Source organism: Falsirhodobacter deserti, assembly GCF_004015795.1.
Lineage (GTDB): Bacteria > Pseudomonadota > Alphaproteobacteria > Rhodobacterales > Rhodobacteraceae > Falsirhodobacter > Falsirhodobacter deserti.
In genome coordinates this window covers 224,585-247,508 of record NZ_ML137219.1, presented here as the reverse complement: position 1 = coordinate 247,508, position 22,924 = coordinate 224,585, and the positions used below count along the sequence as shown (strand labels likewise).

Annotated in this window: 22 protein-coding genes and 1 riboswitch; of the genes, 11 read left to right on the top strand and 11 right to left on the bottom strand. The window is 65.3% G+C overall.

All coding sequences use genetic code 11. From position 1 onward, the window contains the following. Positions 1–48 precede the first annotated feature (48 nt). A complete protein-coding gene (locus JX25_RS12725) occupies positions 49–999 on the top strand; it encodes a cation diffusion facilitator family transporter (RefSeq protein WP_128255467.1) in 951 nt (316 codons plus the stop codon). A gap of 4 nt (positions 1,000–1,003) precedes the next feature. Here the strand turns inward: JX25_RS12725 and JX25_RS12720 are convergent, their stop codons facing one another. The 7 genes from JX25_RS12720 to JX25_RS14895 form a co-directional block, all read right to left on the bottom strand. Then, entirely contained in the window at positions 1,004–1,657 is a 654-nt protein-coding gene (locus JX25_RS12720; protein ID WP_128255466.1) for a methionine ABC transporter permease, read from the bottom strand. Further along, positions 1,638–2,675 (bottom strand): methionine ABC transporter ATP-binding protein, encoded by a 1,038-nt coding sequence (locus tag JX25_RS12715; RefSeq protein WP_128255465.1) that lies wholly within the window; start codon positions 2,673–2,675, stop codon positions 1,638–1,640. Before JX25_RS12715 ends, JX25_RS12720 begins: the two co-directional genes overlap by 20 nt. 71 nt (positions 2,676–2,746) lie before the next feature. Further along, a complete protein-coding gene (locus JX25_RS12710) occupies positions 2,747–3,544 on the bottom strand; it encodes a MetQ/NlpA family ABC transporter substrate-binding protein (RefSeq protein ID WP_128255464.1) in 798 nt (265 codons plus the stop codon). 163 nt (positions 3,545–3,707) lie between these two features. Further along, complete coding sequence (locus JX25_RS12705) at positions 3,708–4,418, bottom strand: ABC transporter permease (protein ID WP_128255463.1); 711 nt, start codon at positions 4,416–4,418, stop codon at positions 3,708–3,710. Beyond that, positions 4,415–5,077 carry a TenA family protein gene (locus JX25_RS12700; RefSeq protein ID WP_128255462.1) on the bottom strand — a complete coding sequence of 221 codons (663 nt, stop codon included), beginning with the start codon at positions 5,075–5,077 and terminating at the stop codon, positions 4,415–4,417. The genes JX25_RS12705 and JX25_RS12700 overlap by 4 nt, the downstream gene beginning before the upstream one ends. After that, on the bottom strand, positions 5,074–6,003 hold the full coding sequence (locus JX25_RS12695; protein WP_128255461.1) for an ABC transporter substrate-binding protein: 930 nt from the start codon (positions 6,001–6,003) through the stop codon (positions 5,074–5,076). The genes JX25_RS12700 and JX25_RS12695 overlap by 4 nt, the downstream gene beginning before the upstream one ends. A gap of 106 nt (positions 6,004–6,109) precedes the next feature. Further along, positions 6,110–6,216, bottom strand: a riboswitch (TPP riboswitch). Further along, on the bottom strand, positions 6,183–6,425 hold the full coding sequence (locus JX25_RS14895) for a hypothetical protein (RefSeq protein WP_164876152.1): 243 nt from the start codon (positions 6,423–6,425) through the stop codon (positions 6,183–6,185). (Overlaps the previous riboswitch by 34 nt.) A gap of 96 nt (positions 6,426–6,521) precedes the next feature. On the opposite strand from JX25_RS14895, the gene JX25_RS14890 reads away from it, so the two are divergent. Together JX25_RS14890 and JX25_RS12685 are read left to right on the top strand one after the other, a co-directional pair. Beyond that, positions 6,522–6,686: a hypothetical protein gene (locus JX25_RS14890; protein ID WP_164876151.1), complete on the top strand. Its 165-nt coding sequence runs from the start codon at positions 6,522–6,524 to the stop codon at positions 6,684–6,686. A gap of 69 nt (positions 6,687–6,755) precedes the next feature. Then, positions 6,756–7,583, top strand: coding sequence for an aldo/keto reductase (locus tag JX25_RS12685; protein ID WP_128255459.1), 828 nt, complete (start codon positions 6,756–6,758; stop codon positions 7,581–7,583). Positions 7,584–7,619: 36 nt separating this feature from the next. Here the strand turns inward: JX25_RS12685 and ggpS are convergent, their stop codons facing one another. The 3 genes from ggpS to chrA all read right to left on the bottom strand — a co-directional run bounded on the left by ggpS (position 7,620) and on the right by chrA (position 11,290). After that, a complete protein-coding gene (ggpS, locus tag JX25_RS12680; RefSeq protein ID WP_128255458.1) occupies positions 7,620–9,131 on the bottom strand; it encodes a glucosylglycerol-phosphate synthase in 1,512 nt (503 codons plus the stop codon). Beyond that, on the bottom strand, positions 9,128–9,901 hold the full coding sequence (locus JX25_RS12675) for an HAD-IIB family hydrolase (protein ID WP_128255457.1): 774 nt from the start codon (positions 9,899–9,901) through the stop codon (positions 9,128–9,130). The genes ggpS and JX25_RS12675 overlap by 4 nt, the downstream gene beginning before the upstream one ends. A gap of 222 nt (positions 9,902–10,123) precedes the next feature. After that, positions 10,124–11,290, bottom strand: a complete 1,167-nt coding sequence (gene chrA / locus JX25_RS12670) for a chromate efflux transporter (RefSeq protein WP_241557956.1) — start codon at positions 11,288–11,290, stop codon at positions 10,124–10,126. 216 nt (positions 11,291–11,506) lie between these two features. Here chrA and ald point away from each other — a divergent pair, with 216 nt between their 5' ends. The 3 genes from ald to JX25_RS12655 all read left to right on the top strand — a co-directional run bounded on the left by ald (position 11,507) and on the right by JX25_RS12655 (position 17,251). After that, positions 11,507–12,622 (top strand): alanine dehydrogenase, encoded by a 1,116-nt coding sequence (gene ald / locus JX25_RS12665; RefSeq protein ID WP_128255455.1) that lies wholly within the window; start codon positions 11,507–11,509, stop codon positions 12,620–12,622. An 81-nt stretch (positions 12,623–12,703) separates the two neighbouring features. Further along, positions 12,704–16,150, top strand: coding sequence for a pyruvate carboxylase (locus JX25_RS12660; RefSeq protein WP_128255454.1), 3,447 nt, complete (start codon positions 12,704–12,706; stop codon positions 16,148–16,150). Between the two features lie 12 nt (positions 16,151–16,162). Continuing rightward, positions 16,163–17,251 carry a lactonase family protein gene (locus JX25_RS12655; protein ID WP_128255453.1) on the top strand — a complete coding sequence of 363 codons (1,089 nt, stop codon included), beginning with the start codon at positions 16,163–16,165 and terminating at the stop codon, positions 17,249–17,251. On the opposite strand, the gene JX25_RS12650 is transcribed toward JX25_RS12655, so the two are convergent. Next, positions 17,248–18,024 (bottom strand): IclR family transcriptional regulator domain-containing protein, encoded by a 777-nt coding sequence (locus JX25_RS12650; protein ID WP_128255452.1) that lies wholly within the window; start codon positions 18,022–18,024, stop codon positions 17,248–17,250. The two genes, JX25_RS12655 and JX25_RS12650, sit on opposite strands and share 4 nt — an antisense overlap. Positions 18,025–18,168: 144 nt before the next feature. Between JX25_RS12650 and bglB the strand changes: the two genes are divergently transcribed. Genes bglB through kduI form a run of 5 tightly spaced genes read left to right on the top strand, consistent with a single transcriptional unit; the run spans position 18,169 to position 22,920 of the window. Next, the gene (gene bglB, locus JX25_RS12645) at positions 18,169–19,287 is read left to right on the top strand and encodes a beta-galactosidase BglB (protein WP_128255451.1); all 1,119 of its coding nucleotides are present in this window, start codon (positions 18,169–18,171) and stop codon (positions 19,285–19,287) included. Positions 19,288–19,308: 21 nt separating this feature from the next. Beyond that, positions 19,309–20,274: a TRAP transporter substrate-binding protein gene (locus tag JX25_RS12640; RefSeq protein WP_128255450.1), complete on the top strand. Its 966-nt coding sequence runs from the start codon at positions 19,309–19,311 to the stop codon at positions 20,272–20,274. After that, positions 20,274–20,786 carry a TRAP transporter small permease gene (locus JX25_RS12635; protein WP_128255449.1) on the top strand — a complete coding sequence of 171 codons (513 nt, stop codon included), beginning with the start codon at positions 20,274–20,276 and terminating at the stop codon, positions 20,784–20,786. Before JX25_RS12640 ends, JX25_RS12635 begins: the two co-directional genes overlap by 1 nt. A gap of 1 nt (position 20,787) precedes the next feature. Then, the gene (locus JX25_RS12630; protein ID WP_128255448.1) at positions 20,788–22,086 is read left to right on the top strand and encodes a TRAP transporter large permease; all 1,299 of its coding nucleotides are present in this window, start codon (positions 20,788–20,790) and stop codon (positions 22,084–22,086) included. A gap of 9 nt (positions 22,087–22,095) precedes the next feature. Beyond that, a complete protein-coding gene (gene kduI / locus JX25_RS12625; RefSeq protein ID WP_128255447.1) occupies positions 22,096–22,920 on the top strand; it encodes a 5-dehydro-4-deoxy-D-glucuronate isomerase in 825 nt (274 codons plus the stop codon). Positions 22,921–22,924 lie beyond the last annotated feature (4 nt).

Here is a 22,924-nt window from a genome sequence, read left to right as displayed (position 1 = left end):
CCTGATATAGGAACCTGCACAACAAAGCGGCAAAAAGCGGAGACGGGAATGGCCATCGGAAGGTTCTACGACCTCGGGGACGAGCGGGGGCTGCTGCGCTTTTCCATATCGATGACGATTCTGGTCGCCACGCTGGGCATCCTGCTGGGGGTTCTGTCGGGCTCCTTCTCCATCATGTTCGACGGGATCTATTCGCTGCTGGACGTGGTGATGAGCCTGATGTCCCTGATGGTGGCAAAGCTGATCATCGCCGATACCAATGCCGGCAACCTGCCCGAAAAGCTGCGGCAGCGGTTTTCGATGGGGTTCTGGCACCTTGAACCCATCGTGCTGGGGGTGAACGGCATCCTGCTGATCAGCGTGGCCACCTATGCGCTGATCAACGCGATCAGCAGCGCGCTGGACGGGGGCACGGATCTGCATCTGGGCGCGGCCATCGGATATGCCGCGGTCACGCTGGTGATCTGCGTGGCGATGGCGGTGGTGGAGGTGGTGGCAAACCGCCGCGTCGGATCGGCGCTTGTGTCGCTGGACATCCAGGGCTGGATCATGGCCTCGGGCATCACCGGCGCGCTTCTTGCGGCCTTTTCCATCGCCTGGATGATCGAGGGGACGCAGTGGAACTGGATGGTCCCCTATATCGACCCGATCATCCTTGGGGTGGTGTGCATCGTGCTGATCCCGCTGCCGCTGAAAACCGTGCGCGATGCGCTGTCGGAAATCCTGCTGGTCACCCCCGCCGACCTGCGCGACCACGTGGCGGCCGTGTCGGCCGACTTCGTGGAACGGCACGGCTTTGACGGTTTCCGGTCCTATGTCTCCAAGGTGGGCCGGTCGCGCAACATCACCGTTTACGTCATCGTGCCCGAGGCGGAGGCAACAAAGCCCCTTGCCGAATGGGACGCCCTGCGCGAGGAGCTGGGCGAGGCGATTGGCGGCAAGGGGCCGGATCGCTGGCTGACGATCACCTTCACCAGCGACATCATCTGGGCCGAATGACCGATCAGTGGTGATCGAGCGCCCGCGCCAGCCGGTCGCCCAGCCATTGCATCCCGCAGACCAGCACGACAAGGATGGCAACCACGGCCACCATCACCTCGGTTTCGAACCGTTGATAGCCATAGCGGATGGCGATATCGCCCAGCCCGCCCGCGCCCACAGCGCCCGCCATGGCCGAAGCCCCGACCAGCGTGACAAGCGTGACGGTGAAGCCCGACACGATGCCGGGCAGCGCTTCGGGGATCAGCACCTCGCGCACGATGGTCCAGCGCGTGGCGCCCATCGCGCGGGCGGCGTCGATCAGCGGGCGTTCCACCTCGCGCAGGCTCACCTCGGCGACGCGGGCGAAATAGGGGGCAGCGGCAATGGTCAGCGGCACGATGGCCGCCGCGATGCCGATGGCCGACCCCACGATCAGCCGCGTCAGCGGGATCACCGCCACCAGCAGGATGATGAAGGGAACCGACCGCAGCCCGTTCACCACCAGCCCCAGAACACGGTTCAGGGTCACCGCCTCGAAGATGCCGCCACGGTCGGTGGTCACAAGGACCAGCGCCAGCGGCAGGCCGATCAGGAAGGACAGCAGCCCCGAAACGCCGGTCATGATCAGCGTTTCCTTCAGGCCGCGCAAAAGCAGGTCAAACATCGCGGGGGACATGGCCCAGAACCTCGATCGCTGTGGTGTGGGGGGTAAGTGCGGCGAGGGCGGCCTGCACCTTTTGCGGATTGGCCGTGCCAAGCGCGATGAACAGCCGGCCATAGGGGATGCCCTGAACATCGTTCAGCCCGCCATGCAGCAGCCGCGCGGGGTGGCCGGTGGCCTGCGCGATCATGTCCAGCAGCGGGCGGCGGGCATCGGGCCCATGCACGTCCAGCCGCACCAGCGCCTGATCGCCCGCGGGGGCCAGCAGCGCGGCCAGATCGCGGGGCAGGGTGGGGGACAGCCCGCGCAGCAGGCTGCGCGTGGTATCGGCCTGCGGCGAGGCCATGACCCGTGCGACGGGACCTTCCTCCACCACCCGTCCGCGATCCAGAACGATCACGCGGCTGGCGATCTGGCGCACCACCTCGATCTCGTGGGTGATCATCAGAACGGTCAGGCCCAGATCGCGGTTCACCTTGGCCAGAAGATCAAGGATCGACTGCGTGGTTTCGGGATCCAGCGCGGATGTCGCTTCGTCCGACAGCAGCAGCAGCGGGTCCGAGGCCAGCGCCCGCGCGATGCCCACGCGCTGCTTCTGCCCGCCCGAAAGCTGCGAGGGCCAGACGTCGGCCTTGTCGGCCAGCCCGACCATATCCAGCAGTTCCAGCACCCGCTTGCGGCGCTTTGCGGCGGGGCGGCCCGCGATCTTCATCGGCAGGGCCACGTTGTCCGCCACCGTCTTGGCCGACAGAAGGTTGAAGTGCTGGAAGATCATGCCGATGCGGCGGCGCACGGGTTGCAGCGCGTTTTCGCCCAGCGGGGTGATGTCCTGCCCGTCGATCAGCACGCGGCCCGCCTGCGGCTTGTCCAGCCCGTTCAGGCAGCGGATCAGCGTGGACTTGCCCGCGCCGCTGCGCCCGATCAGCCCGACGATTTCCCCCCGATCGATGGAAAGGGTGATGTCGTCCAGCGCGGGCGCGGCGGAAAATCGGCGCGTCACGTGGTCAAGAACGACGACCGGATGCTGTGTCATTGGCGTTCCGTTGAAAAGAATGAAGGGCGCGGGGGAAACCCGCGCCCTGACAAGCCCGAAAAAAGGCGGCCTTACCAGGAGGTGACGGCAGCACCCTTGTAGGCGGTGGCATAGGCTTCCTTCACGCTGTCGGTGTGGAACGCCTCGATCAGGGTGGACACCCATGGCGCGTCCTTGTCTTCGGTGCGTACGGCGATCAGGTTCATGTAGGGGTTGTTTTCGCCCGATTCCTGCGCGATCCGGTGGTCCTGCAGGCCCGCCTTCAGCGCCCAGTCGGTGTTCACGACCGCCGCGTCCAGATCGGTGATCGCGCGGCCCACGACGCCCGCATCCAGTTCGCGCAGATCGAAATCATGCGGGTTTTCGGTAACGTCCAGCGTGGTGGCAAGGATGCCTGCATCTTCGTCCAGCTTGATCAGGCCAAGCTGTTCCAGAACCTTCAGCGCCCGCCCGCCATTGGACGGATCGTTCGGCACGCCGATCACGGCGCCATCGGGCAGATCTTCGATCGCATCGTGCTTGGCCGAATAAACCCCGATCGGCTGGATCACCGTGTCGGCGACGTTGGTGATCTCATATCCCATCGCCTCGATCTGGGCGTCCAGATAGGGCTGGTGCTGGAAGGCGTTGGCATCGATATCACCGTTCGAAAGCGCTTCGTTCGGCTGGGTGTAATCGTTGAAAAGAGAGATCTGGATGTCCAGCCCGCGCTTCTTGCCTTCGGCGGCAACGGCGTCCCAGACAACCTCGTCCTCGCCGCCCATGATGCCGACGCGAACGGTGGTGTCCTGCGCGAAGGCGGGCGTGGTCAGCATGGCGGCGGCCGCGGTCATGGCAAGAAGGCGGCGGCGGGTCGGAAGGAAAGTCATGGCAGGGGCTCCCTCTGCGGTTCTGGCCGAGCATATCGTATGAAAAGCGCCCACAACACAAGATTTGTGCCGCAAATATTTGCCCGAATGCGCGGACGGGCACGGAAAAGGCGCCTGCATCACCCCCATGGCGGCGGAACATTCGTGCAAGCGGTGCGAATCGCTATCGCTCCAGCCGTGCCGCGATCAGCCCGATGACAAAGCGGAAGGCCAGCGCCGCCAGAACCGTGGCCGCCAGCGCGGCGAACATCTGGTCGGTTTTCATCCGCCCGTTGGCATGGATCATCAGTGCGCCAAGGCCCTTCGATCCGCCCACCCATTCCCCGATCACCGCCCCGGCGGGGGCATAGACTGACGCGATGCGCAGCCCGCTGGCCAGATCGGGCAGCGCGGCGGGGATGCGGATGATCCGCATGGCGCACAGGGGCGTTGCGCCCATGCTTTCGCCCAGTTCGACCAGCACTTTCGGCGTGCGTGTCAGCCCGTCCAGAAAGGCCGAGGCGACGGGAAAGAACACGATCAGCGCCACGATCGCGATCTTGGGCGCCATCCCGTATCCCAGCCACAGCGTCAGCAGCGGGGCAAAGGCGAAGATCGGGATCGTCTGGCTGAGTGTCAGCACAGGTTCGGTGATCCGCCGCAGCGGCGGCAGCAGCGCCAGAAGCGGGGCCAGCACCGTGCCAAGCCCCGCGCCGATGGCGAAGCCGGCCCCGATTTCGGTCAGGGTGATGGTGGCGGCATGGGCCAGAACGGCCTGTTCGGCCCAAGCTGCGCGGGCCACGGCCACCGGCCCCGGCAACAGAAAGCGCGGAAGATCCAGCAGAAGGACCGCCCCCTGCCACAACGCCAGCAGGCAAAGGGCGATCCGGATCATGCGGCCAGCGTCCAGAAAGCGGCCTCCAGCCGCGTGGCGGTGGCGAAGCGGCCGGCAAGTTCCGTCCAGCGGGGGATCGAGGGCGCGCCTGGCCCCAGCCGCCGTGCGATCGCGCCGTCCAGAAGGGCCGCCGCATCGTGGCACAACGCCTGGTAATCGCTGCCGCCATAGGCCTCGATCCACGCGGCATAGGCCGGATCGTGCCCTTCGCGCATCAGCCGCGCGCCGATTTCGCCATAGCCAAGCACGCAGGGCATCAGCGCGGCCAGCAGGTCAAGGAAATCGCCGCTGTATCCTGCCTCCAGCACGTAACGCGTGTAGGCAAGGTTCTGCGGCGCCTCGACCGTGGCCAGCAGCGCTTCCTCGGAAATGCCGGCTTCGGCGCAGATGCCGACATGCAGGCGCGTTTCGGTTTGCAGCAGGGCGTGAACGGTGGCCGCGCAGGCGCGCATTTCCCCGATCGTGCCCGCCTTGGCAGTGGCCAGGGCCCATGCGCGTGAAAAATGGATCAGGAACACGTAATCCTGCGCCAGATAGGTCAGGAACGACGCGCGGGGCAGAGAGCCGTCGGCCAGCGCCTGCACGAACGGCGCCCGGGTATAGGCGTCCCAGTCGGGGGCGGCGGCGCGCCAAAGCGGGAACGTGGTGCCATAGGTCATGCTGCGGGATCCACCGCGAAATCGCTGACGGGCCGGATGCTGTCGATCATGCCGGTTTCCTTCATGAACTCCTCGAACCGCTTGTACCGCCCATGGTCGACGGCGCCGGGGCTTTGGGAAAAGCGCGGAACGGTGGCGGTCCAGGCCTCGCGGTTCAGCTGGTCATCCAGATCGGGATGGGCGGCGATGAAGGCGGCCCATGCCTCGTCCGGGTGGTTCAGCACGTAATGCGCCCCCCGTTCCATCGCGCGCACGAAGCGGCGGGTGGCATCGGCGTCCATGCTGTCCGGGTTGGCCAGAACCACCAGTTCGTCATAGGCGGGGATGCCGTTCTCCTCCACGAAAAGGCAGCGGCCTTCCACGCCTTCGATCCGCATCTGCGTCAGTTCGAAATTGCGGTATCCGCCAAGGGTCGCATCCACCTGCCCCGTGATCAGTGCGGGCGTCAGCGACCAGTTCACGTTGACAAGTTCCACATCGCCGGCGGCAAGGCCGGCATGTTCCAGCATCGCCCCCATCAGCGCGGTTTCCATGCCCGGCACGGAATATCCAACCTTGCGGCCCTTCAGGTCGGCCACCGATTGCACGGGCCCGTCAGCCACCACGGTCAGGCAGTTCAGGGGCGTGGCGACCAGCGTGGCCACGCGGCGCAGCGGCAGGCCTTCATGCACCTGAAGGTGCAGTTGCGGCTGGTATCCCACCGCCAGATCCACCTGCCCCGAAGCGACCATCTTCGGCGGATCGGACGGATCGGCAGGGGCGACGATCTCCACCTCCAGCCCTTCATCGGCGAAAAAGCCCATTTCGTCGGCGATGATGATGGGGGCGTGGTCGGGGTTCACGAACCAGTCCAGCATCAGTGTCATCCGGTCCGCCGCGAAGGCGGGCGAGGCGGCCAGCGCGAAGGCCATTGCAAGCAGTCTCATGTCTGTCTCCGTTCAGTATGCGGGCGAACGGGACCGGGCGGCCCCCTCGCGTCTTGGCGGGATGACAGGCAGGGGTCAGACGGCAGACGGAAGGCACCATGGTGCCGCCATGTGCCTATCCGTTCCCTACGCCGGCATGACCCGGATCAGGTTCGATGGGTCGGCGCGCATTGCACCTCTCAGCCCCGCGACGGGACACCCCAACGGATAGTGTTCGCGCGCAGCCTAGCGGTGGCCGGCGCGCCCGTCCAGCAGGTTCGCTTCCAGAAAAGCGACAAGGCGGGGATGCTGCTGACCATGTGCGGGTGGCCCGCGAACACCGCTTCAAGGGCTTCGGGCACGGGAGGGGCGGGTTCTGCCAGAACCTCCACCAGCCGGCCGGCGGCAACGACCACGTCGCCAGCCAGCGCACTGATGTTCATGGGGCTGACCCTCGCCATCGTAACCGGCGTCCGCTTGTCACTCTGGTCTGCCAAAGCTTCGGCTGGCGCGCGACCTTCTGGCTGGGCGCGGTGGCGATGGCGGGCAGTGCCCTGCTGTTGCCGCGCGAAATCGACCGTCCGGCAGCCGCCCCCCGCGCGCAGCTTCGCCTGCTGACCAGCGGGCGGTTGCTGCTGGTTCAGGGGGTTTGGAGGCGGCGCCTTGGGTGGCCGGAATCCTGGCAGTGGGCGCAGTTCTTCTGACGCTGCGCAGCGCGGCACTGGACCGCGGCCTTGCGCAACCCACACTTACCGCGTGAAAGGAGAACGATCATGCATGACGTTACTGCAAACGGCGCGTCCATTCCCGCCCTTGGCTTCGGCACCTTCCGCATGGACGAGGGGGAGGTGGCAGCCGTCCTGCCCGAGGCCCTGCGCCTTGGCTTCCGCCACGTGGACACCGCGCAGATCTATGGCAACGAGGCGGCCGTCGGGCAGGCCATCAAGGACTCCGGCGTTGCCCGGAACGAGGTGTTCCTGACCACCAAGGTTTGGGTGGACAAGTTCGCCGCCGATGCCTTCCTTCCCTCGGTAGAGGAAAGCCTGAAGAAACTGGGGACCGACCATGTGGACCTGCTGCTTCTGCACTGGCCCGGTGGCAGCGACACCCCGCGCGAGGTTCAGATCGAACAGCTGAACAAGGCGCGCGATGCCGGGATGACGCGGCATATCGGCATCTCCAACTATTCCAGTGCGCAAATGCGCGAAGCGGCCCGTCTCAGCGCGGCGCCCATCGCGACCAACCAGGTGGAATACCATCCGTGGCTGTCGCAAAAGGCTGTGCTGGATGCGGCGCGGGAACTCGGGATGTCATTGACGGCCTATTACGCGATGGCCGATGGCAAATCCGCCACCGATCCCACGCTGGCCGAAATCGGCGCACGCCACGGCAAGACGGCGGCACAGGTGGCCCTGCGCTGGCAGGTGCAGCAGCCCGGCGTCATCACCCTGTCCAAGACGGCAAAGGTGGAACGGCTGGCCGAAAACCTTGCGATCTTCGATTTCGAACTGACGGAGGAGGAGATGCAGGCGATCCACGGCATGGCGCGTCCCGACGGACGCATCGTCAGCCCGCAGAACCTTGCCCCCGCCTGGGACTGAGGATGCAGCCCCCGCCATCGGCGGGGGCCTTTTCGTTCAGGTGATCGTGCCTTCGGGTGTGGCACGCAGTTCCTTGAAATGGCGCGTCGTGTGATCGCGCCACGCCGTGATGTTCCAGCGGCGGGTGGACTGGCGCAGAGCGGCCATGCGCGACAGCTTCTCCTCCTCGCCCATCGCCAGCGCCTGATCCAGCGCCTTGTCCATCGACGCGTGCGAGAAGGGGTTCACCGGAATCGCACCGTTCAGCAGCACGGCGCAGCCGGCGAATTCCGAAAGGATCAGCGCCCCGATCCCGTTGTCGCCCTTGGCCATGACATATTCCGCCGCCACAAGGTTCAGCCCGTCCGCCAGCGGCGTGATGGAGGCGACATCCGCCGCGCGGTAATAGGCCACCAGTTCCGCCAGCGGCAACGCCGAGGACAGAAGCGAGATCGGCTGCCATTCGAAGCTGCCATAGGTGCCGTTGATGCGGCCCGTCAGTTCTTCGATCTTCTGCTGCACTTCCTCATAGGCCGTCATGGCGCGGTTCGCCCCGACGGATACCATCATCAGGCGTACCTTCCCGTGCAGTTCGGGGCGGCGGGCCAGCAACCTTTCGAACGTTTCAAGCTGTTCGACATTGCCCTTGGTGTAATCGGTGCGGCTGACCGAAAGGACCATCTGGCAATCGCCCACCCATTCGCGGATGGCGGCAACCTTTTCGTCCACCTCGGGCTGGTCGGCGATCTCGGCAAGGTAATCGGAATTGGCGCCGACGGGGTTCACCTCGATCCGGATGCGGCGGCCGCGATGTTCCATCGTGACGGGGGTGAAGCGTTCGGACAGCGCGGTGCCCCGAGGCGTCATCGATTCGTCGGTGAATTCGTCCGACACCGTGCGCGCGCGCGTCAGCGAGTGGGCGACGGATGCGAAGTTCTGGGCATAGCGGGGGATGTGGAAGCCCACGCTGTCACAGGCCAGAAGGCTGCGGATGATCTCCTCCCGCCAGGGCAGCACGTTGAACATGTCGGCCGAAGGGAAGGGCGTGTGGTGGAAGAAGGCGATCTTCGCCTCCGGCTTGATCTGGCGCAGAAAGCCGGGAACCAGCCAAAGGTTGTAATCGTGCACCCAGACCACGCCATTGTCCGACACCTCGTTCGCGGCGGCTTCGGCGAAGGCCAGGTTCACCTCGCGGAAGGTCGGCCAGTCCACGGGGTCATAATTGTAGCGTTCCTTGAACCCGTGCAGGATCGGCCAGAACGCTTCCTTCGAGGTGACGTGATAGAAGCTTTTCACCTGTTCCGGCGTCAGCGGCAGGCGGCTGACCTTGTATTTGCCATAGGAATCGTCGATCTCGATCACGCGCTCGAAATCGGGGTTGGCGGGATCCTCGGCATGTTTCCATGCCACCCACGCGCCCTTGCCCATGCGGCCCATGACGCCCTTCAGCGTCGGCACGATCCCGTTGGGAGATTTGTTCTCGCGCAGCTCGACCGTGCCATCCTCCAGCTCGACTTCTTCATAAGGCTGGCGGTGATACACGACGACAAGATCGGACTTATCGCTCATTGTGCGACCTCTTTTGGCGGGGTGGGATGCAGGCGGGCGGCGCGGATCGTTTCGGCAATGCCGCCGGTGCCGGGCAGGGTGCAATGGCGCGCGCGGGGCAGATCGCGCGTGGCGTCCAGCAGCCCCTGTTCGCTTTCGCCAACCACCGCACCGTGCAGCCCCGTCTGGAACATCGACAGATCGTTCAGCGTATCGCCCGCCACCAGAACGCGTTCGCGGTCGATGCCAAGCTGGTCCAGCAGGCGCAGCAGCGACGGGCCCTTGCTGACGCCCCCCGGCAGCACGTCAAGGAAGCACCCGTGCGAGATGAGGATATCGAAACCCGCATCTTCCAGCGGTTTCACGCTGGCCGGGTCATAGGTTTCGGGATCCCAGTGATAGCTGATGCGGTGGCGGAAGGGCGTGTCCTGTTCCACCAGCCCCGGCGCCCCTTTCAGTGTTTCGCGCACAAAGGCGGAACGATCGCCCCATGCATTGCGGATATGCGCCTCAAGATCCTCGAGGGGGGTGACGGTGCCGTTCTTGATGCCGGCGATGGTGGTGCCCACATCCCCCACCACGAAATCGGGCCAGGGCGCGCGGCCCGTGCTGCAAAGATCCGCGATGAAATCGGGGTCGCGCCCTGTCACGAAGATCAGCCCGACATCCTCTCGCCGTTCCTCGATCCAGTCGTAAAGGGTGCGGCGCATTTCATCGGATCCGCCCAGGAATGTGCCGTCCAGATCGGTGGCAAGCACGAAACTCCAGTCGGAGGGACGTCGTTCGGTCATCAATAACAAGCCTTTCTTGCGCGCGGCCCGAAGGCCGGCAATCGGGTGTTTGCGGCCCCGCTTTTGCAGGGCAGTCGGGCGCGCGTTGCAACGATCCGAAGATCGCCTGCCGGTGAAAGCGCAGCCCGTGCAGCAGTGGCATGAGGCCCAAACGTAGCGGGAAACCGGGCGGAATCAAACATTATGTGCCTTTTTTGTCACGCAGCGCCATTCGGGCGCGGATCAGCCGTGCAGCAGGATGCCACCTGCCGCCGCGATCCCGACAACCAGCCAGGGCGGCAATCTCCACACCGTCAGCGCCACGAAACAAACAAGCGCCAGGGCAAGATCCGCGCGCCCCACAATGGCGCTGGTGAAGACCGGATCGTAAAGCGCCGCGCCAAGAATGCCGACCACCGCCGCGTTCGCCCCCTGCATGGCCGATTGCGCCGCACGCCGCTGCCGTATCCGGCCCCAGAAGGGCAGCGCGGCGATCAGGATCAGAAAGCCGGGCAGGAACAGCGCCAGCAGCGCGATGATCGCCCCCGCGATCCCGTTCGGCGCAGGGTCCATGACGGCGCCCAGCCAAGCGGCGAAGGTGAACAGCGGGCCGGGCACCGCCTGCGCAAGGCCGTAACCGGCAAGAAAGGCATCTTCGGTCACCCAAGGGGCGGTTTCGGCCTGAAGCAGCGGCAGCACCACGTGCCCGCCGCCGAACACAAGCGAACCTGCGCGGTAAAAGCCGTCGATCACGGCAAGGGGCTGGCCGGCCGGCGCCAGAAGCGGCAGGCCGGCCAGAAGGATCAGGAACACCACCAGCGCCGCAAGACCTGCCTTGCGCGACACGGGCACCGGCAGGGGCGGGGCGCCGGACGCCTGCCCGCGCCGCAGGGCCAGCCCCGCCAGCGCCCCCAGCCCGATCGCGCCCATCATTCCGGCCGCCCCCGGCAGCACGGCCAGCAGCGCCACCGCCGCCACCGCGATGCCCGCCCGCGGCCCGTCGGGACAAAGCGCCTTCGCCATGCCCCAGACGGCCTGCGCGACGATGGCCACCGCCACGATCTTCAGCCCGTGCAGCGCCCCGCCTGCCAGCGGCCCCGCCGATTGCAACGAGGCATAGGCCAGCGCCACCAGCAGCACGGCCGAAGGCAAGGTGAAGGCCACGAACGCCGCCAGCGCGCCGCCCCATCCCGCCCGCACGAGGCCAAGCGCGAACCCCACCTGGCTGGAAGCGGGGCCGGGCAGGAACTGGCACAGGGCGACAATTTCGGCATAGGCGGGTTCGGTCAGCCATTTGCGGCGGATCACCAGCTCCTCTCGGAAATAGCCAAGATGCGCGACAGGCCCCCCGAACGAGGTGAGGCCGAGCCTGAGGAATGCGCCGAACACCTCTGCCACGCTGCCTTTCATGTTCGTCTCGCCCTTCATCCGCCTGATTTCGGGCGCAGCCTAAGCGGAAGCGCCCACGCCGGACAATCGGCAAGATCGAAGCAATCTTCGAAGCCTTTTGCGCCGGACGGGTGCGGCGCCGCGATATCTTCGCCGGAACCTTCCTGCAGGCCACTAAAGAAGGATGCATCGCTGCACGACCTGCCCGAAACTGCCAGGAATGAGGAGGAGACTCATATGAAAATCGGATGTCCGAAAGAGATCAAGCCGCAGGAATTCCGCGTGGGGCTGACCCCGGCGGCCGTGCAGGAAGCCGTTTCCCACGGACACGAGGTATTGGTGGAGGCCGGCGCAGGGGTGGGCGCGGGCTTCGCCGATGATGCCTATGCCGCGGCGGGCGCAAAACTTGTTTGCGTGGAGGAAGTGTTCGCGCAGGCCGAACTGGTCGTGAAGGTGAAAGAGCCGCAGGCGGCCGAACGCGCGCGGCTGCGCGAAGGGCAGATCTTGTTCACCTATCTTCACCTTGCGCCCGATCCCGACCAGACGCGCGATCTGCTGGCTTCGGGCGTGACGGCCATCGCCTATGAAACCGTGACGGACTGCGCGGGCGGGCTGCCGCTTCTGGCCCCCATGTCCGAGGTTGCGGGCCGCCTTGCCCCGCAGGTCGGGGCATGGACGCTGCAAAAGGCCAATGGCGGGCGCGGCGTGCTGATGGGTGGCGTGCCCGGCGTGGCCCCTGCGAAGGTTGTGGTGATCGGCGGCGGCGTCGTGGGCACCCATGCCGCGCGGGTGGCGGCGGGAATGGGCGCGGATGTGACGGTTCTGGACCGTTCGCTTCCCCGCCTGCGGCAGCTGGACGAAGGGTTCGCGCGGGACTTCAAGGCGATCTATGCCTCCGAAGCGAACACGGCGGAACTGGTGGCCGCTGCCGACATGGTCATCGGCGCGGTTCTGGTGCCCGGCGCCGCCGCGCCCAAGCTGGTGTCGCGCAGCCAGCTTGGCAGCATGAAGCCCGGCGCGGCCATTGTGGATGTGGCGATCGATCAGGGCGGCTGCTTCGAAACCTCGCGGCCGACCACGCATCAGGACCCGATCTATGAGGTGGACGGCATCATGCATTATTGCGTGGCCAACATGCCGGGGGCGGTTGCGCGCACCTCCACGCTTGCGCTTGGCAATGCCACGCTGCCCTTCATGCTGGCCATCGCCGACAAGGGCTGGCGCAAGGCCTGCGGGGATGATCCGCACCTGCTGGCAGGGCTGAACACCCATGCGGGGCGGCTGACCTATGCGGCCGTTGGCGCGGCGCTTGGGCTGGATGTCACGCCCGCAAAGGAGGCGCTTTCGATCTGAAACGGCAGACGGCCCCTTATTCCTCTGGACGCAAGGCCCGCAGTGGTGCGACGTTCATGCAAGGGATTGGGGGTCGTTGTTATGCGTATGTTCAAGAAGCTACTTGTAGCGAACCGTGGTGAGATTGCGATCCGTGTTTTGCGTGCGGCGAACGAGCTTGGGAAGCGGACGGTTGCTGTTTACGCCGAGGAGGACAAGCTTGGCCTTCACCGTTTTAAGGCGGACGAGGCGTATCGGATCGGCGAGGGGCTGAGCCCTGTTGGCGCGTATCTATCGATCCCCGAGATCATCCGCGTGGCGAAGATGTGCGGGGCGGATGCGATTCATCCCGGTTATGGCCTTTTGTCGGAGAACCCTGACTTCGTGGAGGCGTGCGATGCGGCGGGCATCGCCTTTATCGGGCCGAAGGCGGACACCATGCGTGCCCTGGGCGACAAGGCCAGCGCGCGCCGGGTGGCGATCGAGGCGGGGGTGCCCGTGATTCCGGCCACGGGGGTCCTGGGCGAGGATTGGGACGCGATCCGGGCCGAGGCGGCGCAGATCGGCTATCCGCTGATGCTGAAGGCCAGCTGGGGCGGGGGCGGTCGCGGGATGCGGCCCATCCATTCCGAGGCGGAGCTGGTGGAAAAGGTGCGCGAGGGCCGGCGCGAGGCGGAGGCGGCCTTTGGCAATGGCGAGGGGTATCTGGAAAAGATGATCCAGCGCGCCCGCCACGTGGAGGTGCAGATCCTTGGCGACAGCCATGGCAACATCTATCACCTGTTCGAGCGGGACTGCACGGTGCAGCGGCGCAACCAGAAGGTCGTGGAACGCGCGCCCGCGCCTTATCTGACCGATGCGCAGCGGGCCGAGGTGTGCGATCTGGGCCGCCGCATCTGCGCCCATGTCGGCTATGAATGCGCAGGAACGGTGGAGTTCCTGATGGACATGGACACGGGGCGGTTCTTCTTCATCGAGGTGAACCCCCGCGTTCAGGTTGAACACACCGTCACGGAAGAGGTGACGGGCATCGACATCGTGCAGGCGCAGATCCGCATCGCGGAAGGCGCGACGCTGGCCGAGGCGACGGGCGCCGCCTCGCAGGACGACATCCACCTGTCGGGCCATGCCGTTCAGTGCCGCGTGACCACGGAAGATCCGCAGAACAACTTCATCCCCGATTACGGCCGCATCACCGCCTATCGCAGTGCCACGGGCATGGGCATCCGGCTGGATGGGGGCACGGCCTATTCCGGATCGGTGGTGACGCGGTTTTACGATTCGCTTCTGGTGAAGGTGACGGCATGGGCCCAGACGCCCGAGGCCGCCATTGCCCGCATGGATCGCGCCTTGCGCGAATTCCGCATCCGGGGCGTTTCCACCAATATCGACTTTGTCATCAACCTGCTGAAGCACCAGACCTTCCTGTCGAACGAATACACAACGAAGTTCATCGACACCTCGCCTGAGTTGTTCCGGTTCAGCCGGCGCAAGGACAGTGCGACCAGGATCCTGACCTATATCGCCGACATCACGGTGAACGGGCATCCCGAAACCGCCGGCCGCCCCAAACCGGCCGAGGCGAAGGCGCCGCGCCCGCCGCAGCCCGGGGGGCCGCCCCCGCCCGGCACCCGCACCCTGCTGGAGGCGAAGGGGCCCAAGGCCGTGGCCGACTGGATGCTGGCGCAGGACCGGCTGCTGGTGACCGACACGACCATGCGCGACGGGCACCAGTCGCTGCTGGCCACGCGCATGCGGTCGGTGGACATGATCCGGGCCGCGCCCGCTTATGCTGCGAACATGGGCGGGCTCTTCAGTGTGGAATGCTGGGGCGGGGCGACGTTCGATGTCGCCTATCGCTTCCTGCAGGAAGATCCCTGGCAGCGCCTGCGCGACATCCGCGAACGCTTGCCCAACGTGATGACGCAGATGCTGCTGCGCAGCGCGAACGGGGTGGGTTACACCAATTATCCCGACAACGTGGTGCAGGGCTTCGTGGCGCAGGCGGCGGCCTCGGGCGTGGATGTGTTCCGCGTGTTCGACAGCCTGAACTGGGTGGAGAACATGCGCGTGGCGATGGATGCCGTGGTTCAAAGCGGCAAGATCTGCGAAGGCACGCTCTGCTATACCGGCGATATCCAGAACCCCGACCGGGCAAAGTATGACCTGGGCTATTACGTGGCGCTGGCGCGCGATCTGCGCGATGCGGGTGCGCATGTTCTGGGGGTGAAGGACATGGCGGGCGTTCTGAAGCCGGCCGCCGCCCGCATCCTGATCCGCACCCTGAAAGAGGAGGTGGGCCTGCCGATCCACTTGCACACCCATGACACCGGCGGGCTTGGCGGGGCCACGATCCTTGCCGCGGCCGAGGCGGGGGTGGATGCGGTCGATGCCGCGATGGACGCCTTCTCGGGCGGGACGTCCCAGCCGCCGCTGGGGTCGATCGTGGAGGCCCTGCGCGGCACGCCGCGCGATACCGGCCTGGATATCGCCGCGATCCGTGCGATCTCGAACTATTGGGAACAGGTGCGCGGGCAATATGCGGCCTTTGAAAGCGGGCTTCAGGCCCCCGCCTCCGAGGTGTGGCTGCACGAGATGCCGGGGGGCCAGTTCACCAACCTCAAGGCGCAGGCGCGCAGCATAGGGCTGGAGGATCGCTGGCACGAGGTGGCGCAGGCCTATGCCGATGTGAACGCCATGTTCGGCGATATCGTGAAGGTCACGCCGTCCTCCAAGGTGGTGGGGGACATGGCGCTGATGATGGTGGCCCAGGGGCTGACCCGCGCGCAGGTGGAGGATCCCGCCGTGGAGGTCAGCTTCCCCGACAGCGTGGTGGACATGCTGAAGGGCAATCTTGGCCAGCCGCACGGGGGCTGGCCCGAAGGGATCATGAAGAAGGTGCTGAAGGGGGCGCAGCCCTCCACCGCCCGTCCCGGCGCGCATCTGCCGCCCGTGGACATGAACGCCATGCGCGCCAGGCTTGCCGCCGAGATCGGCACCGAGGAGGAGCCCTTCGTTCCCACGGACGAGGATCTGCAGGGCTATCTGATGTATCCCAAGGTGTTCGCCGATTATGCGCGCCGCCACCGCCAATATGGCCCCGTGCGCGTTCTGCCCACCCGCACCTTCCTTTACGGGATGGCCCCGGGAGAAGAGATCGAGGCCGCGCTGGACGAAGGCAAGACGCTGGAAATCCGCCTGCAAACCGTGGGCGAAACCACCGATGAAGGCGATGTGCGCGTGTTCTTCGAGCTGAACGGCCAGCCGCGCGTGATCCGCGTGCCCAACCGCGCCGCCGCCGCCCGCACCGCCCGCCCCCGTGCCGCGGCCGGCAATCCCGACCATATCGGCGCGCCCATGCCCGGCGTCGTCGCCACCATCGCCGTGCAGCCGGGCCAGAAGGTCAAGGCCGGAGATCTGCTTCTGACGATCGAGGCGATGAAAATGGAAACCGCCCTGCACGCCGAACGCGACGCAACCGTGAAAACCATCCACGTCACGCAAGGCGCACAGATCGACGCAAAAGACCTGCTCGTGGAACTGAAATGAGAGGATTCAGAGATGTCCGCCATCCTGCGCGCCGCGGTTCTGGCATGGCTTTTGCCGGTTGCCGCCTTGGCTGACACCTATGTTTATGTTGCCGCCACAGTGGGCGGCGTGATCGACGTCTTCCGCATGAATACGGAAGGGGTGCTTTCCCCAGTTTCCACGGCTCGCGTCGGCGCAGGTGTGGGGCCGATGGCCGTCAGCCCCGACCGCGCGCATCTTTACGCCGCCGTTCGCAAGCCGCCCTATCATGTCGTGACGCTGGCCATCGATCCGCTGACCGGCACGCTGGCGCAGAAGGCGGTTGCCCCCACGTTCGAGAACTTCGCCTATGTCAGCCTTGATCCGGCGGGGCGAACGCTGCTGGGGGCATCGTATGCCGGGGGTGCGGTGGTCACGCTGCCGGTGGGGCAGGACGGGCTGATCACTGCCGGCCCGCGGCAGGTGCAGCCCGCAGGCCGCAACGCCCATGCGATCCGGACCGATGCTGCGGGGCGTGTCGCCTTTTCCACCGCGCTTGGCACGGACGAGGTGATCCGCTTCACCATCGACGCAGACAGCGGGATGCTGACACCGCTGGATGAGGCGGAAACAGGGGCAGGGTCCGGCCCGCGCCACCTCGTATTCTCGCCCGCAGGGGACCGCCTTTACGTCGTGACCGAATTTTCGGGGGAGGTGGTGCGCTTCGACGTCACTGCGAACGGCCTGGCCGAGATGGGCCGCGTGTCGATCCTGCCCGAAGGGACGGCCCTGCAGAATGGCCTGCCGCCGCTGGTGAAGCGTGACGGGGTGCCCCGCATCTGGGCGGCCGATATCCTGATCACCCCCGATGGCCGGTTCCTTTACGTCACCGAACGCACCACCAGCCGCATAAGCCTGATCGACACCGGCGGCGGGATGCGCCTGATCGAAACCTTCGCCACCGAAAAGCAGCCGCGCAAGATCGGCATGTCGCCGGACGGGCGCTTCTTGGCGGCCGCGGGCGAACGATCGGACCGGATGACGCTTTATGCGATTGATCCCGAAACCGGGCATCTGGCGCAAACCGCCCGCGTTCGTGTTGGCACGGGCCCAACATGGGTGGAATTCGTGCCCGTGCCCTAGGGCCGGTGGCCAAGCGCGGCCGAGGTTTCGCGCGCCGCCGCCTGCAGGCGCGCGACATAGTCGGGCTTGCGCGCCTCGTCGAAGCGGAACAAGGGGAACGCCATCGAAATCGCCGCGACCGGCCGGCCCAGATGATCGAATACCGGGGCGGCAAGGCAGCGCACGCCGGCTTCGGCTTCCTCTATCTCCTCGGCAAAGCCCTGTTCGCGGGTGCGGGCAAGTTCGTCGCGCAGGCGGGCGGCATCGCGGATGGCATTGGGGCCGGCGGGATCGAAGGGCATGCGGGCGATCCGGGCCTCGATCTCCTCTGCCTCGCGCCAGGCCAACAGCGCCTTGCCCAGCGAGGTGGAGCTGAGCGGATTGCGCTGGCCCACCGTGCTTTTCATCGAAAGGCCGTAGACAGATTCGATGTGGTGGACATAAACGACCTTCTCCTCCTGCCCGTCGATAACGCCAAGGTTGATCGATTCGCCGGTGGCGCGCGACAGGGTGGCCATCGCACGGTCGGCATGCGTCAGAAGCTGCGACGGATCGATGGCGCGGGCGGCGATGGAAAACAGCTTCAGCGTCAGGCCGTAACGCTCTGTTTCCATGTCCTGTTCGACATATCCCAGATCGACCATGGTTTGCAGCAGGCGGTGCGTCGTGCTTTTGGAGGTCATCGCCTTTTGCGCGATGGTTCCAAGGCTGGCCTGACGATCCTCGGCCAGTGTTTCCAGCACGGAAAACACCTTCAGAACCGACGCGACATTATCCGCTTTGCCTGACTGCACGCCATCATCCCTTTTTCTGGAACACTATTCTGAAAGTTTTGGACCGGAAAGTCAATTCGTGCTTGCCTTACCCATGCCGGTTGTGGTTCGGTTCATCTGGAACGGCGTTCCGGATTCAGACGCCAGTCTTTGGGAGGAGACGACATGCATCCGCTTTTGCGGCAGAAGGACCACATCCTTCCCCGGGCCGAGGTTTGCGCCCTGATCGACCGGCTGACGGACAACCTTGTCAACATCACCGACGAGACGGGGGAGTTTCTGCTGCGGCTTGAGGATGGCCGGGTCATCGACACCAAGGGCTGGGCCGGCTGGGAATGGACCCACGGCATCGGCCTTTACGGCCTTTTGAAATACTGGCAGCTGACCGGCAATGCCCGCGCGATGGACATCGTGAAGGGCTGGTTCCGCGACCGGCTGGCCGAAGGCACGCCGACCAAGAACATCAACACCGTTGCCCCCTTCCTGACCGCCGCGCACCTGTACGAGATGGACCGCGATCCGGCATGGCTTCCGTATCTGGACACATGGGCCGAATGGGTGATGCACGAAATGCCCCGCGTGCGCGACGGCGGGCTGCAGCACATCGTCTACAACTCGGTCAATCATCAGCAGATGTGGGATGACACGCTGATGATGTCGGTGGTGCCGCTGGCCAAGATCGGCCTGCTGCTGAACCGGCCCGAATATGTGGAGGAGGCGAAATACCAGTTCCTGACCCATGCGCAGTACCTGATGGACACGCGCACGGGCCTTTGGTTCCACGGCTGGACGTTCGAAGGAAACCACAACTTCGCCAATGCCCTTTGGGCACGGGGCAACAGCTGGGTCACCATCGTGATCCCCGAGTTCATCGAACTTCTGGACCTGCCCGCGAACGATCCCGTCCGCCGCCACCTGATCGCCCTTCTGGGCCGGCAGGCCGAGGCGCTGGCGCAGTGCCAGCATGAAAGCGGGCTGTGGCACACGCTGCTGGATGACAAGTCCAGCTATCTGGAGGCTTCGGCCACGGCGGGCTTTGCCTATGGCCTGCTGAAGGGCGTGCGCAAGCGGTATATCGGCCCGGAATATGCGCCCGTGGCCGAACGCGCGGTCAAGGCCGTGATCGACAATATCGACGCCAATGGCGAATTGCAGAACGTGTCGTTCGGCACCGCCATGGGATCGGATCTGGATTACTATCGGCAGATCAAGCTGACCTCGATGCCCTACGGGCAGGCGATGGCGATGTTCTGCCTGTCGGAGTTTTTACGCACTTACATCTGACGTTGCCTGGGGAGGAACGACATGAAGATGCTTTTGACGACGGCCGCGCTGATCGCACTGGCCGGTGCCGCCGGGGCCGAAACGCTGCGCTTCGGCTATGCCGAGAATGCCACGCCCACGGTGGAGGCGATGAAGGAATTCGCACGGCTGGTGGAGGAGAAGACGGATGGCGACGTGACCGTCCAGTTCTTCCCCGACGGCCAGCTGGGCGGAGAGCGCGAGCTGGTGGAACTGGTTCAGGGCGGCCTTCTGGACATGACCAAGGTGTCGGGCGGGCTGATGGAAAGCTTCTCGCCCATCTACGGCGCGTTCTCCATGCCCTATCTTTTCGATGACGAAGATCACTTCTATGCCGCGCTGGACGATGCGGCCGTGATGGACCCGGTGTATCAGGCGACGGCGGATCAGGGGATGGTGGGGCTGACCTACTACAACTCCGGCGCGCGGTCTTTCTATACCGAGGACAAGGCCATCGAAAAGCCGGCCGACCTGGCCGGCCTGAAGATCCGCGTTCTGCAATCGCCCACGCTGATCCGCATGGTCGAAGTGCTGGGCGCATCCCCCATCGCCATGAGCCAGGCCGAGGTTTACACCTCTATCCAGCAGGGGGTTCTGGACGGGGCTGAAAACAACGAATTCGCCCTGACCGTCGCCCGCCATGCGGAAGTCGCGAAGGCATTTTCCTATGACATGCACACCCGCATTCCGGACGTGATGCTGATCTCCTCTGCCACGCTGGACCGGCTGACCGAGGATCAGCAGCAGGCGATCCGCGAGGCAGCGCGCGAATCGACCGAGTTTCACAAGGGCATCTGGGGCGATTCCGTCGATGCCGCGCGCGAAGAGGCCGAAACCGAATTCGGCGTGACCTTCACCTATCCCGACATCGCCCCGTTCCAGGACGCGGTGAAGCCGATGTATGACGACATGCCCGAGGCGATCGCCCCGACCGTGGAAGCCATCCGCGCCAAGGGCGAGGGGATGTGATGATCCGCCTGCGCCGCCTTCTGGACCTTTGCGTCGGCTCTGTCTGCGCCGTCCTGCTGGCGGCGCTGGTGGTGGTTTTGTGCTGGCAGGTGATCAGCCGCTATGCGCTGAACGCACCATCCACCCTGACCGAGGAAACCCTGCGCTTCGGCGTGATCTGGCTGTCGCTTCTGGGGGCGGCCTATGCCACCGGGCGCGGCACGCACATGACGATCGACCTTGCCCGCAACCTTGCCACCGGCCGCACGCGGCAGTTGCTGGAAATCCTTGTGCCGGTGGGCTTCATCCTGTTCGCGCTGGCGGTGCTGGTGATCGGCGGGATGCGCGGGGTAGAGATTGCCTCGCGGCAGGTCAGCCCCGTGCTGCGCATTCCGATGGGCTGGGTTTATGCCAGCCTGCCCGTTTCGGGCGTTCTTATGATCCTTTACAGCCTTCTGAACCTGATCGACCTTCTGCGCGGCACACGCGGACGCCCCGACAGCTTCGAAAAAGCGCTGAGCGCGGTGGAATGACATGGCCGTCACTGCAAGCCTGATCCTGCTTCTGGTTTTCGCCGTCACCGCCTTTCTGGGCCTGCCGCTGGCCATTTCCATCGTGGCGGCGGCGTTGGCGGCCGTTTCGCTGATCACGCCGCCCGACATGGCGCTGTTCACCTCGGCCCAGAAGATGATGGCCAGCCTTGACAGCTTCACGCTGCTGGCGGTGCCGTTCTTCATCCTGTCGGGCGTGATCATGAACTCGGGCGGGATCGCGATCCGGCTGGTGCGCTTTGCCCAGCTGATCGCGGGGCGCATTCCCGGTTCGCTGGCGCAAACGAACATCGCCGGCAACATGCTGTTCGGCTGCATTTCCGGTTCGGCCATCGCGGCTTCCACCTCCATCGGCGGGGTGATGGTGCCGATGCAGGCGAAAGAGGGGTATGACCGCGACTTCGCCGCCGCCGTCAACATCGCCTCGGCGCCGACGGGAATGCTGATCCCGCCGACCACGGCGTTCATCATCTATTCGCTGGTGGCGGGTGGCACCTCCATCGCGGCGCTGTTCATGGCGGGCGCGGTCGCGGGCATCCTGTGGGGCCTTTGCATGATGGTGATGACCGTCGTGATGGCGCGGCGGCGTGGTTATCCCGTTGCCGCGGGCGTGCCCCTGCGCGATGCGCTGAAGATCGTGGCCGAGGCGATCCCATCGCTTCTGCTGATCGTGATCGTCATCGGGGGCATCGTCATGGGCGTGTTCACCGCGGTGGAGGCGTCGGGCATCGCGGTGGTTTATACCCTGCTGCTGGCCTTCGTGATCCATCGCACCACCGCGCCGCGCGACCTTGGGTTCTTTCTTGTGGAAACCGCCCAGATCACGGGCGCCATCATGCTGCTTCTTGCCGCTTCGGCCGCGCTAAGCTTTGCGATGGCCTTCACCGGCATCCCGGCGGCGATCACGGCGGCCATTCTGGGCATTTCCGAAAACCCGATCATGGTGATGCTGATCATCAACATCCTGCTGCTGGTTGTCGGCTGCTTCATGGATGTCGGGCCGGCCATCCTGATCTTCACGCCGATCCTGCTGCCCATCGCGGCCAAGGTCGGTGTCGATCCGGTGCATTTCGGCGTGATCATGGTGTTCAACCTTGCCATCGGAACGATCACCCCGCCCGTGGGCACCGGCCTGTTCGTGGGCGCGGCCGTGGCGAAGGTGCGGGTCGAACGCGCCATCCGCGCGCTTGGCCCGTTCTATCTGCTGCTGATCGGGTTGCTGCTTCTGATCACCTATTGGCCCGCGCTGACCCTGTCGCTGCCGCAATGGCTTGGCATCTAAGGAGGAAACATGCTGACTGTCGAAACCCGCCACGCGATCCACCCCGAACATGCCAAGGGCATGGACACCGCCGCCCTTCGCGCGAACTTCCTGACGCAGGGCATGTTCGCGGATGGGGAGATCCGCCTTGTTTATTCCCATTACGACCGCTTCGTGATGGGGGGCGCGGTGCCCGGTGCCTTCGATCTGGTGCTGGACGCGGTGGAGGAAACCAAGACCCCCTCCTTCCTGGACCGCCGCGAGATGGGCATCGTGAACATCGGCGATACCGGCACCGTCAAGGCTGGCGGCGAAACCTATACCATGAACCGCGGCGACGTGCTGTATCTGGGCATGGGTTCGGGCGCGGTGACATTTTCGGGCAAGGGGCGGTTCTACATCACCTCGGCCCCGGCGCATAAGGCCTTCCCGTCGAAGCTGGTGACGCTGGCCGACTGCATCGAAGTGAAGATGGGCGATGCCGCCAGTTCCAACAAGCGCACGATCAAGCAGTTCATCCACCCCAAGGTGATGGAAAGCTGCCAGCTGATCCTCGGCTATACCTCGCTGGAGGAAGGATCGGTCTGGAACACCATTCCCAGCCACATCCATGACCGCCGAATGGAGGCGTATCTGTATTGGGGCATGGCCCCCGAAGCCCGCGTGCTGCATCTGATGGGAGAGCCAACGGAAACGCGCCACCTGTTCATCGCGAACGAGGAAGGCGTGCTTTCGCCGCCGTGGTCGATCCATTCGGGTGCAGGGATCGGGGAGTACACGTTCATCTGGGCGATGGCCGGCGACAATATCGACTATACCGATATGGAGTTCATCCAGCCTGCCGACATGCGGTAAGACC

Bases quoted from the DNA above. Each gene is read 5' to 3' on its own strand.
- JX25_RS12725 (WP_128255467.1), top strand. From the start codon at position 49: ATGGCCATCGGAAGGTTCTACGACCTCGGGGACGAGCGGGGGCTGCTG.
- JX25_RS12720 (WP_128255466.1), bottom strand. From the start codon at position 1,657: ATGTCCCCCGCGATGTTTGACCTGCTTTTGCGCGGCCTGAAGGAAACG.
- JX25_RS12715 (WP_128255465.1), bottom strand. From the start codon at position 2,675: ATGACACAGCATCCGGTCGTCGTTCTTGACCACGTGACGCGCCGATTT.
- JX25_RS12710 (WP_128255464.1), bottom strand. From the start codon at position 3,544: ATGACTTTCCTTCCGACCCGCCGCCGCCTTCTTGCCATGACCGCGGCC.
- JX25_RS12705 (WP_128255463.1), bottom strand. From the start codon at position 4,418: ATGATCCGGATCGCCCTTTGCCTGCTGGCGTTGTGGCAGGGGGCGGTC.
- JX25_RS12700 (WP_128255462.1), bottom strand. From the start codon at position 5,077: ATGACCTATGGCACCACGTTCCCGCTTTGGCGCGCCGCCGCCCCCGAC.
- JX25_RS12695 (WP_128255461.1), bottom strand. From the start codon at position 6,003: ATGAGACTGCTTGCAATGGCCTTCGCGCTGGCCGCCTCGCCCGCCTTC.
- JX25_RS14895 (WP_164876152.1), bottom strand. From the start codon at position 6,425: ATGAACATCAGTGCGCTGGCTGGCGACGTGGTCGTTGCCGCCGGCCGG.
- JX25_RS14890 (WP_164876151.1), top strand. From the start codon at position 6,522: ATGGCGGGCAGTGCCCTGCTGTTGCCGCGCGAAATCGACCGTCCGGCA.
- JX25_RS12685 (WP_128255459.1), top strand. From the start codon at position 6,756: ATGCATGACGTTACTGCAAACGGCGCGTCCATTCCCGCCCTTGGCTTC.
- ggpS (WP_128255458.1), bottom strand. From the start codon at position 9,131: ATGAGCGATAAGTCCGATCTTGTCGTCGTGTATCACCGCCAGCCTTAT.
- JX25_RS12675 (WP_128255457.1), bottom strand. From the start codon at position 9,901: ATGACCGAACGACGTCCCTCCGACTGGAGTTTCGTGCTTGCCACCGAT.
- chrA (WP_241557956.1), bottom strand. From the start codon at position 11,290: ATGAAAGGCAGCGTGGCAGAGGTGTTCGGCGCATTCCTCAGGCTCGGC.
- ald (WP_128255455.1), top strand. From the start codon at position 11,507: ATGAAAATCGGATGTCCGAAAGAGATCAAGCCGCAGGAATTCCGCGTG.
- JX25_RS12660 (WP_128255454.1), top strand. From the start codon at position 12,704: ATGCGTATGTTCAAGAAGCTACTTGTAGCGAACCGTGGTGAGATTGCG.
- JX25_RS12655 (WP_128255453.1), top strand. From the start codon at position 16,163: ATGTCCGCCATCCTGCGCGCCGCGGTTCTGGCATGGCTTTTGCCGGTT.
- bglB (WP_128255451.1), top strand. From the start codon at position 18,169: ATGCATCCGCTTTTGCGGCAGAAGGACCACATCCTTCCCCGGGCCGAG.
- JX25_RS12640 (WP_128255450.1), top strand. From the start codon at position 19,309: ATGAAGATGCTTTTGACGACGGCCGCGCTGATCGCACTGGCCGGTGCC.
- JX25_RS12635 (WP_128255449.1), top strand. From the start codon at position 20,274: ATGATCCGCCTGCGCCGCCTTCTGGACCTTTGCGTCGGCTCTGTCTGC.
- JX25_RS12630 (WP_128255448.1), top strand. From the start codon at position 20,788: ATGGCCGTCACTGCAAGCCTGATCCTGCTTCTGGTTTTCGCCGTCACC.
- kduI (WP_128255447.1), top strand. From the start codon at position 22,096: ATGCTGACTGTCGAAACCCGCCACGCGATCCACCCCGAACATGCCAAG.